Genomic DNA, 12,993 nt, shown 5'->3' with positions numbered 1-12,993 from the left:
GCCGCAAAAAATCACATACACTTAACATTTCGAGCATTAAATCATCATCAGAATAACTGAAATGTACGTAACAATGAAAATAAAACAATAAAAACAATTAGATAAAAAAACACCTTAAATAATACTTAAGACCTGCAATGACAATAATCCAAACATATCATTAACAATCTCCAATGAGAATAGTGAATAAATTTACGCAGCTCACATTTCCTTACTTTTTATTCCTATATTTGCAAAAAGTGCGACACATAATCACATTTTATATTTATCGTGCAGAGGAACTATTTCGAACATCTTGAGTAACTCAAAAAAATTAAATGGATATTGTCGATTGAGATGAGATGAGATGAGATGATGATGTGTAATAAAAGAGAGGTAGGAATAGCCGTCCCGATAGACGGCTAAATACAATGAGTTATAAAAGACCTGGAAATATTGCTTTCACACCCGTTACAGCAATTTCGATACCTAATGACATTAATAATAACCCCATAATACGGGTGACGACGTTAATACCTGTCTGCCCTAAATAACGAACCAATAAAGATGCCGAACGGAACAGCAACCAACAACAGAAAGCAAATAAAATACTGGTTAACGCTAATCCAATAAAATTTTGCCACCCTGTCCATCGTGAAGACCACACGATACATGAGCTGATCGCACCGGGTCCCGCCATTAATGGAAGAGCTAATGGAACCACACCAATGCTATCGCGCACTGCTGTTTCGGTTTTTTCTTGTTTGTTTTGTTTATCTTCACCAATTTTACCGCTGATCATCGATAAAGCGATAGTAACAATTAGTATTCCCCCCGCGATACGGAACGAATCAATTGAGATGCCAAACAGCTGTAATATTGAGTCACCAACCAGTAAAGACGTACATAAAATAATTGCCACTGATGAGTTGGCTATTGTATTTGTTCGATTACGGCTCGCGATAGTTTGGTAGTTTGTCATACTAATAAACACAGGTAGGATACCAACCGGGTTTACTAACGCAAATAGACCAATAAAAAATTTAATATAGCCTGATAAATCAAGTAATGTTGCGCTCACCCATTAATACCCTCATAAAATTCTTAAACAAGAAACGCTTACCTGAATTAATTTTATCACTGAAATGACTAAAATCCTTAGTTAAAGAACAATTTTGTGCATCTTAATAGAATTATTTATTGCAGGTTGTCTCACCACTCAAAAATCGACGTTTTATTCACCCATTTTTAGCGATTCATTAATCCTTTTTTTGCAATTTCTACTAAAACGTAAAAATGCCATGCTGAAAGGAGTCAGCTTGCATATTTTGTGATTTAGATCACTTTATTAATTCCCCTTTTTGTTAATCTGTTCTTAACTAATAAACGTTATTATGAATCAGTTAATTTTTACTTTTTGAGCTATTTATCTGAGATTTATAAGCCAATTAGCATGAGTGAAACGCATTATTGTTAAGTTTATCTATACTGTTGTTTTAGGTGGTCTTGTTACAACAGCTTTTTTTAGATGCTTTGCTCATTGGCTTAAAAATTTTAACTTTATCAGGAGTAATCTATATGTCCGTAACTAATGTTACCGAACTCAATGAACTCGTTGCTCGTGTCAAAAAAGCTCAACGTGAATTTGCCAGCTTCTCTCAAGAAAAAATCGACCGTATTTTCCGCGCTGCGGCTCTCGCTGCGGCTGATGCTCGAATTCCATTAGCTAAACTAGCCGTTGAAGAATCAGGTATGGGTATTGTGGAAGATAAAGTGATTAAAAACCACTTCGCTTCTGAGTATATCTATAACGCGTATAAAGACGAAAAAACCTGTGGCATTCTGTCTGAAGACCCAACCTTTGGCACCATTACTATCGCTGAACCTATTGGCATTATCTGCGGTATTGTCCCAACAACAAACCCAACGTCTACTGCCATTTTTAAATCTTTAATTAGCTTAAAAACTCGTAATGCGATTATTTTTTCTCCACATCCGCGCGCTAAAATTGCGACTAACCGTGCGGCAGAAATCGTATTAAATGCAGCAATTGAAGCTGGTGCACCAAAAGATATCATCGGTTGGATTGATTCCCCATCAGTCGAGCTGTCTAACGCATTAATGCATCACCCTGATATTAACCTAATCTTAGCAACCGGTGGTCCGGGCATGGTGAAAGCGGCATACAGCTCAGGTAAACCCGCTATTGGTGTAGGCGCAGGTAACACCCCTGTTGTTATCGATGAAACCGCCGATATCAAACGTGCCGTTGCGTCTATCTTGATGTCAAAAACTTTTGATAATGGTGTAATTTGCGCATCTGAGCAGTCAGTTGTCGTGGTTGATGCAGTTTATGATCAAGTTCGTGAGCGCTTTGCTACCCATGGCGGTTACCTACTACAAGGTAAAGAACTCAAAGCTGTCCAAAATATTATTTTAAAAGATGGTAACCTAAATGCAGCAATCGTGGGTCAACCAGCATTTAAAATTGCAGAAATGGCAGGTATTGTCGTTCCTGAAACCACCAAAATTCTGATTGGTGAGGTAAAACTCATTGATGAATCAGAGCCTTTTGCCCATGAAAAACTTTCTCCACTTTTAGCAATGTATCGTGCTAAAAACTTTGAAGATGCAGTGGAAAAAGCAGAACAATTAGTTGAAATGGGCGGTATTGGTCATACCTCTTGCCTCTACACTGACCAAGATAACCAACATGCTCGAGTAAGCTATTTTGGCGAAAAAATGAAAACGGCGCGTATTTTGATTAATACCCCAGCATCTCAAGGCGGTATCGGTGACCTGTATAACTTTAAGTTAGCACCATCCTTAACCTTGGGTTGTGGTTCTTGGGGAGGTAACTCTATCTCCGAAAACGTAGGACCAAAACACTTAATCAACAAGAAAACCGTGGCAAAAAGAGCTGAAAATATGTTGTGGCATAAACTCCCTAATTCAATCTATTTCCGCCGTGGATGTCTTCCTATTGCTTTAGAAGAGATAGCCACTGATGGTGCAAAACGCGCCTTTATCGTCACCGATGGCTATTTATTCAATAATGGTTATGTCGATGAAATTGTTGATGTGCTGAAAAAACACCATATTGAAACGGATGTTTTCTTTGAAGTAGAAGCGGATCCTACCTTGTCTGTTGTACGTAAAGGCGCCGCTCAAATGCAAGCATTCCAACCGGATGTGATCATCGCGTTAGGTGGTGGTTCCCCAATGGATGCCGCTAAGATTATGTGGGTCATGTACGAGCACCCAGAAACTCACTTTGAAGAATTAGCGTTACGCTTTATGGATATCCGTAAACGTATTCATAAATTCCCGAAAATGGGCGTAAAAGCAAAATTAGTGGCGATTACAACCACGTCAGGTACAGGTTCTGAAGTTACACCATTTGCCGTTGTGACTGATGATAAAACAGGTCAAAAATACCCATTAGCGGACTACGCATTAACACCAAATATGGCGATTGTTGATGCAAACTTAGTCATGAACATGCCTAAATCGCTAACTGCATTTGGTGGGTTAGATGCCGTGACTCATGCTCTGGAATCTTATGTTTCTGTACTGGCGAATGAATTCTCTGACGGTCAAGCATTAAAAGCACTAAGCCTGTTAAAAGATTATCTGCCAGCAAGCTACCATGAAGGGGCAAAAAACCCTGTAGCAAGAGAGCGGGTTCATAATGCAGCAACATTAGCGGGTATTGCATTTGCCAACGCCTTCTTAGGAGTTTGTCACTCCATGGCACATAAATTGGGGTCTGAATTCCATATTCCACATGGTTTAGCTAATGCCCTATTGATTTGTAACGTTATTCGTTTCAACGCAAATGATAACCCAACTAAGCAAACAGCATTCAGCCAATACGATCGCCCTCAAGCTCGTCGTCAATATGCTGAGATTGCTGATCACTTAGGATTGACCAAAGCAGGCGACCGTACAGGTGAGAAAATTGAACGTCTACTTGCTTGGCTAGAAGAGATGAAAGCGGATTTAGGTATTCCTAAATCTATTCGTGAAGCTGGTGTTGCCGAAGCGGACTTCTTAGCTCATTTAGACAAATTGTCTGAAGATGCGTTTGATGACCAATGTACTGGAGCTAACCCACGTTACCCGCTGATCTCTGAAATCAAACAACTGTTACTGGATTCTTACTACGGACGTGAATTTACTGAAAAAGGCGCAGAACTTGCTGCACCTAAAGCAGAAAAGAAAAGCACGAAAAAATAGTTAGCATTCTAATGGTATAGCCATTAATCGATAAAAAGGCTTCAAAAGATTTAGGATCCCCCTAACGCTTTTGGAGCCTTTATCTTTATTCAAACATCCCAAAGATGGATATATGATAAAATAACCGCCCTAACCACCTTACTATTATTTGTCTAAGCAGTCGTCTTCTCTCATTGCAGCATTCGTTTACTCCACAATACCGTCGTTAGAATATCACCTATAAATTAGGTTGATCTCATCAGACTTATTGATAACCCAAATATAAACCTTGGTATATGTATTTCCGAAATATAACCACGCTGCGGTATCAGCTAACTTGAGTCACTTTATTGAAAACAGTTGAAATGCTTAGTAAAGCACCAATAAGGATCAATTTCATAAAACCTTTTATATTTATGTTAAGTCCCATCCAGAAAAACATGAGTCTATAAATGAACTCTTTTCAATCAACCATGACCTTTTCTTTTCTCGGGACGACATAAATTGATATGAAAAAACTGGCTGATTTTACCTATTTAATTTTACTGTGCTTGAGCTTTTCAGCCTACAGCGTGGGCTTACGTCTGGAACCAACAAGATTAATATTAAACAGTGATCACCCCTCCACCACATTCACGGTGATTAATGGGGATTCAATCCCCTATTTCATTCAGGCTACCGTGACTGAACAAATTGAAGGTACGAAGTCACCTTATTTTTTGGTTACCCCCTACTTATTTCGATTAGAAGCAAACAATCAGTCTAGCGCTCGCGTATTATTAAAAAATAACAGTGAATTACCAGCCGATAGAGAATCTCTTTTCTTTTTAAATACACGCGCTATTCCAGCAGAAAAACACCTTCGAGAGCGAGCAAATAAGACTAAACCCACGTTTGTCACCAACATCATCATTAAAGTATTTTATCGACCTAGTCATCTCAGTGCTCCCAATAGCCATATTTTCCAGCGAGTGACTCTTCACCAACAACAAAAAATGTGGTAATTTAATAATCCAACACCTTACTATCTAACTGTTGTAAATATTAAATATAACCAGAAAAACTATAATAAAAGCCTGATATTGGTACCATTTAGTGATATAGAAATACCCAATATTCAAGGAAATATTTTCCAAGCTCAATGGCAAATGATTAATGATTTTGGTGGGCTTTCCGACGAGTTCACTTACCTACCAGCTATTGTCACTGAATAAGGCATTAAACGCGTTCAGCCTGGATAAAAAGCGATGAATGATAGCTAACTCAACTACATCCACTAGCCCGTGACAACAGCGTATCGATGAGGAAAGATAGTACAGAGAGGACATTCACAGTTACCTTAGCTTCCCCTAGCGAAATGGAAACATGAAGAAATGGCTAGACGTTATAATCTCGTTGTCACCTTATGAACAAAAGCAGTCGATTTTATTCCCGTCAATGCTCTTTTCATTAGTCTTCGTTTCACTGCCACGAGCATATAATCAACCCTACCTTATATTCCTATTACCGTAGGCGTATTCCAAAGCAAAGAAACAATAATAAAAACTTGTCGTTTTTAAGATTTGAGATGTTAAATTTCATTACGCGCTACCATTTAAGCACATTTGCATTTTTTGATTATAGGATAATGTGTTCATGTATAAAATTAATCCACTAAAAAGCCCCATGTTAAAAACATGAGGCTTATCAAATTTTATTCAATCCGTTTTAAACTTTTTTTTTGTTACGAACCATTTTTAACTACAAGTAGATTGAGTATTTTATTAATTTATTTACCTTATTTGACAAAAATGTCTTAATAACCTGATATTCCTATTTGTAAACTATATGCCTAATTAATCTTAATCTTCATTTATTTGAAGTTAAACGGTGTTTTCTCTATCGCTCCACTATTCATTAATTGAGCTTGTTTGATAGCATCGGAGTAATGTTTGCGACAGACTGAGATATACTTTTCATTTCCACCAATATCCACCTGTGCTCCTTCATATACTGGTATACCATCACCACCAATGCGTAAAACTTTATTTGCCTTACGCCCACAATAACAGACGGTTTTTAACTCAACTAATTTATCTGCCCACGCTAATAAATACTGACTTCCTGCAAACAATTCCCCAGAAAAATCCGTACGCAAACCATAGCAAAGTACTGGAATGTCTAAATTATCGACTACATCACATAATTGTTCTACTTGCTGTTTTGTCAAAAATTGGCATTCGTCAATAAGCACACAATGTACTTTCTGAACACTATTTTCATTTTTGATAATTTCCGCCATATCCGTTATAGGCGAAAATAATAACGCATCTGCAGATAACCCTATCCGAGAAGACACCTTGCCATGACTAAAACGATTATCAATTTCAGCGGTAAAAATCAAAGTACGCATTCCACGTTCGTGGTAGTTATAGGAAGATTGTAATAATGAAGTCGATTTACCTGCATTCATTGCAGAATAATAGAAGTAGAGCTGTGCCATTGGGCGGTTTCCTAAAAATAATGTTTCAGAATATTTTAGCATAAAGGCATTTTAAGATTAACTGAAACTCTATGCTGATAAGTAAGTGTATGAATTTCCGCCCATCACTATGTTAAATTAGTGACTTTAAGTCACATTCTTTTTGTGTGCTAGACAATTAATCTCAAACTGATATTAACTTTCCTTGGTATAGCCATTGGCACATATTGCTAACTTTATTATGTCAAAAAAAGAAAATTTACGTTAAAGACATCCATTGATACATCCCCAAACAAAAGGTAATGCTTATCATGAGCCTATTAATATAAATTTTATTGGCATTTCCTAATTACCTTTTTTCATTAGTTCCGTTATTGATAATAGCGAAATTTATAGCAACGAAAATTTTTATAATTCTTTTGTAAAAAAATTGCATTCGTTAAAGATAACTTTTAAACTACGAAAGTAATTTAGCTATTGCAGAATTTAAAATAGCACTCTATTATTACTGTACACATGCCAACATATAAAATTGAGACCAGGAAAATGAGCGAATCATTAAAAGCCTTAAATAACATCCGTACTCTTCGTGCTCAAGCACGTGAAGTTACTTTAGAATCTTTAGAAGAAATGCTGGAAAAATTAACCGTCGTTGTTGATGAGCGTCGTGAAGAAGAAAGCCAAGCTCGCGCTGAAGTCGAAGAACGTAATCGTAAACTCGAAAAAGTTCGCGAAATGATTTTAGAACAAGGCGTAGATTTAAATGACCTTCTGCAAACTATGGATTCAGGTAAAAGCACTAGCACCCGCGCTAAACGTGCAGCTCGTCCAGCAAAATATAAATATGTTGATGAGAACGGCGAAACTAAAACTTGGACAGGCCAAGGTCGTACTCCAGCAGTAATTAAAGTTGCAATCGAAGAACAAGGTAAATCTTTAGACGATTTCTTAATCTAAGATTAACAACCTTTCAAATTCTAAACACCCTTTTTATAAGGGTGTTTTTATTTATAACAACTCCAATATTATCCATCCTTCATCTTTCCTAATCCGTTTTTCTTCATCCAGCGCTAATCAAAAATAATAGTACAAAATAAAATATAGCGTTAAAGTAAAGTTACGTAATCTCATCAGATAAAATTCTTGAACTCACCTTGATAGGTCTTACGCTAATTAATTCACACGCGACACAGGTGTTATAGATTTATATTATATCACTGACATTTAATGACACTTAAAATCCGAATACTCCCTTTATAGATTTGTATAAAAAAAGCTAACCATTTTGGTTAGCTTTTTATACGCATAAAGGGAGTTTATCTATTAATTAGATTTCGCAGTAGTATCTAAATTAGCGGCTAACTCTTGAATCCATGCGGAAAAATCATTTCCTAACGTATCGTGTTGCATGCCATATTCTACGAAGGCTTTCATGTAACCTAATTTATTTCCGCAGTCATGGCTTTTACCACATAAGTGGTAAGCTTCAACAGGTTCTTTATTTTCCATCATTAAAGCGATGGCATCTGTTAATTGAATTTCGTCGCCAGCACCTGGGGCAGTTTTTGCCAATGCATCCCAAATTTTTTCAGATAATACATAACGCCCTACAATTGATAAATTTGATGGCGCTTCATCACGCTTAGGTTTTTCAACCATACGAGAAATAGGTTTACTATCGCCTGGTTGTAATGTCACACCATTACAATCCACAATCCCATAGTTAGAAACATCTTCTTCTGGTACTGGCTCAACTAAAATTTGGCTAGCTCCTGTTGTTTCATAATGTTCTAACATCTCTTTAAGATTGAACTTCGTTAAATCGGTGCTGTAGCGATCTAAAATAACGTCAGGAAGAATGACGGCAAAAGGTTCGTTACCCACTAATGGCTTAGCACATAGAATCGCATGTCCCAAACCTTTAGCAATACCTTGGCGCGTTTGCATAATCGTCACATGGCTTGGACAAATAGACTTAACCTCATCCAACAGTTGGCGTTTCACACGCGCTTCTAAGATAGCTTCAAGTTCAAAGCTCGTATCGAAGTGGTTTTCAATAGAATTTTTAGATGAGTGTGTTACTAACACAATTTCATTAATCCCAGCAGCAATACACTCATTAACTACATATTGGATTAAAGGCTTATCCACAACAGGTAACATCTCTTTCGGGATCGCTTTCGTTGCAGGAAGCATCCGTGTTCCTAAACCCGCTACAGGGATTACCGCTTTACGCACCTTGCGTTTGATCATCTTGAGAACTCCGAAAATTTAATAAGCACCATTTATCTTGTCAATAAACTATACTGGCGCGTTTTTAGTGCGCGCCAGTATATCAGGATTCATTATTGAATAAATAGAGATAGCCCCATTTAAGATAAATAGAACCCATATTCATTAAATACATGCATTATTTCTGAGCATCAGGATTAAACATCAGCTTAATTTTTTGATTCGAATTATGAATAAGGCATCTCCAATTCTCACCTTGAAAATCTAATCGATTTGAATGGTATGTTTTCAAGGTGCCCAATGGAATGTTGCGCGCTAAGTGGTAGTGCTCATTCCCCGTGGTAATATCAGCTTCGAGCCCTGCACTCGCCAAAATCACACTTTTGGACTTAGTATTAAAGTAACCAAGCAGCAAAGGAAACTGACCTGAAAAACCTGACTCTTCAAGTAGATGATTTATTTGGTTAATAATGTTATCAATTTGAGGCAATTTTTTATCTCGGTTATTTACTGCGCTCTTGAGCAAATCATTAAATACCACTCTAATTAAAAAAGCCGCCATGATACCTTCATGCGGAGAACGCTCTATATCGATACAATAAAAGCCAATTTGTTCTTCTGATATTGCTGCAATATCCAACAGTAAACCAAAACGATTCGCTTCATTTAATTGTCTATAGTTTATCTTATAGCCATTAATGACCTGTACAACGGGAGGTTGCAATTGTTTTAAAATGGCCAACATATCCAGCTTGTCATTATTTAGAATATTCGAAATATTTTGTATTTCATTCTCAATCAATGCTTCGGGATCATATTGTTCAGGATACAACGCCGCATGGATCGTCACTTTGACTTCATCAAGATTTTTTATCGGCTTCAATAGTGCATCTTTCGCTCCAAGGCGAAACATGCGATCCAATTGAGTAAAATCCGTCGTTGCTGATATGACAATCACTGGCACATTAATATTGCGTTCTACCAGTTCTGCCATAAACGCTTCCCCGTTCATGATGGGCATATTTAGGTCACATAAAATCACATCAGGTTTCACCTGCTGTTGCGTGATCAGTTCAAGTGCAAGCGCACCATTATCCGCGATATAGACGTCGGTTTCTAAACTTTCGAGGTATTCACGAAGAATAGTACAAAAAATTTTTTCATCTTCAACTATGAGTATTTTTCTATTTTTCATATCATACCTACCACGACTACCCTGGTTTAATAAGTCATATATTGTGACAACAATAGTCATATCGCAAAATCATTAACGACTATATTTTTTAAGTATAGTTATTTTATCGAGAAAAGAATGAACCAATCTTTAAAAAATAATTGTAGTTGCGGTCATCCTCTGCCGTTTGACCAATGCTGCTCTCCGCTGATATCTGGGCAGACTATTGCTGAAACTCCAGAGCAATTAATGCGCTCACGATACAGTGCTTATGTTCACCGAGATGCAGATTACCTCATTAAAACATGGCACCCAGATTGCCAAGCACAAGAGTGGCGCGATGCTACCGTAGAAAATTTTGAACAAACTGAATGGCTAGGACTGCGTGTCATTAGTTCTTCTCATGCTAAAAATCCTGACGAAGCTTATGTCGAATTTTCGGCTTGCTTTATTGATGAAAAAGCTGATCATAAACAGCTTATTCACGAACGTTCCCGTTTTCTTCGCATTGATGCACAGTGGTATTACATTGATGGAATAACACCAAAAGTTGGGCGTAATGATAACTGCCCATGCGGCTCAGGAAAAAAATTCAAGAAGTGCTGCGATAGTTATTAATTCTCTGTTTATCAATTCGCATATTCTTTGCACATATTACGATGAGTCTAAATTATTGGACTTTTGTTAGTTAAGGATTAGGCAGTTCCATGCAACACAAAAACGTACAGAAAAAAATTCTCAGAACTATTTGCCCTGATGCTAAGGGATTAATCGCTAAAATTACCAATATCTGCTACAAACACCAGCTTAACATTATCCAAAATAATGAATTTGTCGATCACCGCACTGGTCGTTTTTTTATGAGAACGGAACTGGAAGGCATTTTTAACGACGAAACATTGCTAGCAGATTTAGATGATGCGTTGCCAGAAGGTTCTAAGCGTGAATTAAACTCTGCGGGACGCCGCCGCATTGTCGTTATGGTTACCAAAGAAGCTCACTGTCTTGGGGATCTCCTCATGAAGAGTGCTTATGATGGGTTAGATGTGGAAATTGCCGCCGTTATTGGCAACCACGACACGCTAAAAAATCTTGTCGAACAATTTGGCATTCCTTTCCATCATATCAGCCACGAAGGATTAACTCGTGATCAACATGACGAGAAATTAACCGCTCAGATTGATCAGTACCAACCTGACTATGTTGTACTGGCAAAATATATGCGTGTACTAACACCTGCCTTCGTTCAGCGCTATCCAAACCAAATTATTAATATTCATCATTCATTCTTACCAGCATTCATTGGTGCACGTCCTTATCACCAAGCCTATGAGCGCGGTGTGAAAATCATTGGGGCGACAGCCCACTTTGTGAATGATAATTTAGATGAAGGCCCTATCATCACGCAAAACGTTATCAACGTAGATCATACTTTCACTGCGGATGATATGATGCGCGCTGGTCGTGATGTTGAAAAAAACGTGCTGAGCCATGCCTTATACTGGGTTCTCGCACAACGTGTCTTTGTTTACGGTAATCGGACAATTATTTTATAACAGAGCATTTCAGTTATTAATTGCATTAATTTGTTGATTTATCACGCGTTAAGATTAAAAATCCAGCATTCAGACATTTTTTTTCAATTAATACTTTACAGGGGCGCGTCATTTGATATGATGCCGCCCGCTGTGAACGATTACAGCAATTCAAAATCTGGTGGGATACCCAAGCGGCCAAAGGGAGCAGACTGTAAATCTGCCGTCACAGACTTCGAAGGTTCGAATCCTTCTCCCACCACCATCTAAGCAGTCTCTTTTCCAAGTTTATCTACAACACCAATAAATCGATTTAACACACTTGAATGTGACTTTGATTTGTAAATGTAACAATCACTTTTATCCAAAATCCCGTTTAGTGACACATAAATCAGTGATCTGTCGATCAATTCATCCTCAGGATAGTGGTCAATGATTCCAAGAAAATCCCCATCTTGAATAAAACTTTGGCAACATCCAATATTGTCCATCTGTCGGATACTGGATTTACTTTCAGCAGTCTCAACTTTTGCCAACAAATCACTCATTAGTGAGCTCTTGTAAAATGACGGATCGCATAACCAAGTACTTTGTTGAAGCAATACCACTACGTCATGATTGAATTTTTCATATAACTCTTTTCTGCAATAAATACCTAACGGCGCATTCTCTATTTTTTTTGCAATGAAAATCTTTCACTGATAACTAATTCAGAACTTAAAATTAAAGTATTTCCATCATAGTCGACAATTTCATCTACCTCATCATAGTTAAATCTTAATATATTAACCTGAACATTATTTTTATGTGCGGCTTGATACAAATTAATTAAATGATTTTCCTTCCCCCAGTCATAATAAATATTGGCTTCATTAACGATGTAACCAGAAAAGTGTTTCTTTGTTATTTCTTTTTCCTGTAGGTAAAGATCTCTGAGATCATTATAAAGTTCTTGGCCATCCTTAGTTAATGTCATTCCAAATTTTTCTCTTTTAAAAAGCCGTTTACCCAAACTCGTTTCAAAGTCTTTTATGGATTTTGCGATGGGGGGTGTCGTGCGGTTCATCACCCTTGCAGCCTTGCTTAGCGAGCCATTCTCAACAACTGCCATAAACGCCTCTAATTTTCTTGAAAAGAACATATCTATGACCCCATTCTATTTATTGAAATGTAAACCAACATAATTATTTTTAAATAACAATATGTTGATTAACCCATAATCTCGAACACCAAATAAAAATTTAAATAAATTTTTTCATTTGATGGTTAACAATATTTCATAAAAGTATTTTTATATTTTCCAACATAGCAAAGCAATATATTATACTGTTTCATTTGATTATTTTTTATTGCCCCACCATTAAATCACATTAAAATATAAATAACCAACTGAC

The 12,993-nt window shown here is 37.1% G+C and carries 9 protein-coding genes, 1 tRNA gene and 2 pseudogenes; 7 read left to right on the top strand and 5 right to left on the bottom strand.

What is annotated here, in order from left to right:
- Positions 1–415: 415 nt before the first annotated feature.
- Positions 416–1,060 carry a YchE family NAAT transporter gene (locus PR766_RS12220; protein WP_006658741.1) on the bottom strand — a complete coding sequence of 215 codons (645 nt, stop codon included), beginning with the start codon at positions 1,058–1,060 and terminating at the stop codon, positions 416–418.
- Positions 1,061–1,557: 497 nt separating this feature from the next.
- Between PR766_RS12220 and adhE the strand changes: the two genes are divergently transcribed.
- The 3 genes and pseudogenes from adhE to PR766_RS12205 all read left to right on the top strand — a co-directional run.
- The gene (gene adhE, locus PR766_RS12215) at positions 1,558–4,218 is read left to right on the top strand and encodes a bifunctional acetaldehyde-CoA/alcohol dehydrogenase (RefSeq protein ID WP_154636581.1); all 2,661 of its coding nucleotides are present in this window, start codon (positions 1,558–1,560) and stop codon (positions 4,216–4,218) included.
- Positions 4,219–4,706: 488 nt separating this feature from the next.
- Positions 4,707–5,201: a fimbrial biogenesis chaperone gene (locus tag PR766_RS12210; protein ID WP_230086855.1), complete on the top strand. Its 495-nt coding sequence runs from the start codon at positions 4,707–4,709 to the stop codon at positions 5,199–5,201.
- Between the two features lie 15 nt (positions 5,202–5,216).
- Positions 5,217–5,411: pseudogene (locus PR766_RS12205) on the top strand (fimbrial biogenesis chaperone); the annotation flags it as partial.
- Positions 5,412–6,049: 638 nt separating this feature from the next.
- Here the strand turns inward: PR766_RS12205 and PR766_RS12200 are convergent.
- Positions 6,050–6,679 (bottom strand): thymidine kinase, encoded by a 630-nt coding sequence (locus PR766_RS12200; protein ID WP_006661676.1) that lies wholly within the window; start codon positions 6,677–6,679, stop codon positions 6,050–6,052.
- Positions 6,680–7,204: 525 nt separating this feature from the next.
- Here PR766_RS12200 and hns point away from each other — a divergent pair.
- A complete protein-coding gene (gene hns / locus PR766_RS12195) occupies positions 7,205–7,615 on the top strand; it encodes a histone-like nucleoid-structuring protein H-NS (RefSeq protein ID WP_006661675.1) in 411 nt (136 codons plus the stop codon).
- A gap of 366 nt (positions 7,616–7,981) precedes the next feature.
- Here the strand turns inward: hns and galU are convergent, their stop codons facing one another.
- Positions 7,982–8,911: a UTP--glucose-1-phosphate uridylyltransferase GalU gene (gene galU / locus PR766_RS12190; RefSeq protein ID WP_006658746.1), complete on the bottom strand. Its 930-nt coding sequence runs from the start codon at positions 8,909–8,911 to the stop codon at positions 7,982–7,984.
- A gap of 157 nt (positions 8,912–9,068) precedes the next feature.
- Complete coding sequence (rssB, locus tag PR766_RS12185; RefSeq protein WP_154636580.1) at positions 9,069–10,085, bottom strand: two-component system response regulator RssB; 1,017 nt, start codon at positions 10,083–10,085, stop codon at positions 9,069–9,071.
- 117 nt (positions 10,086–10,202) lie between these two features.
- Between rssB and PR766_RS12180 the strand changes: the two genes are divergently transcribed.
- The 3 genes from PR766_RS12180 to PR766_RS12170 all read left to right on the top strand — a co-directional run bounded on the left by PR766_RS12180 (position 10,203) and on the right by PR766_RS12170 (position 11,864).
- Entirely contained in the window at positions 10,203–10,682 is a 480-nt protein-coding gene (locus PR766_RS12180) for a YchJ family protein (RefSeq protein ID WP_154636579.1), read from the top strand.
- 89 nt (positions 10,683–10,771) lie between these two features.
- Positions 10,772–11,620, top strand: a complete 849-nt coding sequence (gene purU / locus PR766_RS12175) for a formyltetrahydrofolate deformylase (RefSeq protein WP_006658749.1) — start codon at positions 10,772–10,774, stop codon at positions 11,618–11,620.
- Positions 11,621–11,779: 159 nt separating this feature from the next.
- Positions 11,780–11,864: transfer RNA gene (locus PR766_RS12170), tRNA-Tyr, on the top strand.
- A gap of 1 nt (position 11,865) precedes the next feature.
- On the opposite strand, the pseudogene PR766_RS12165 reads toward PR766_RS12170, so the two are convergent.
- Positions 11,866–12,740: pseudogene (locus PR766_RS12165) on the bottom strand (LysR family transcriptional regulator).
- Positions 12,741–12,993: the final 253 nt, after the last annotated feature.

It is taken from the genome of Providencia sp. PROV208 (assembly GCF_028479465.1).
In the GTDB taxonomy this organism is placed as follows: domain Bacteria; phylum Pseudomonadota; class Gammaproteobacteria; order Enterobacterales; family Enterobacteriaceae; genus Providencia; species Providencia alcalifaciens.
Note: the sequence above shows the minus strand (reverse complement) of the source record. Positions and strands in the feature narration are given on the sequence as shown.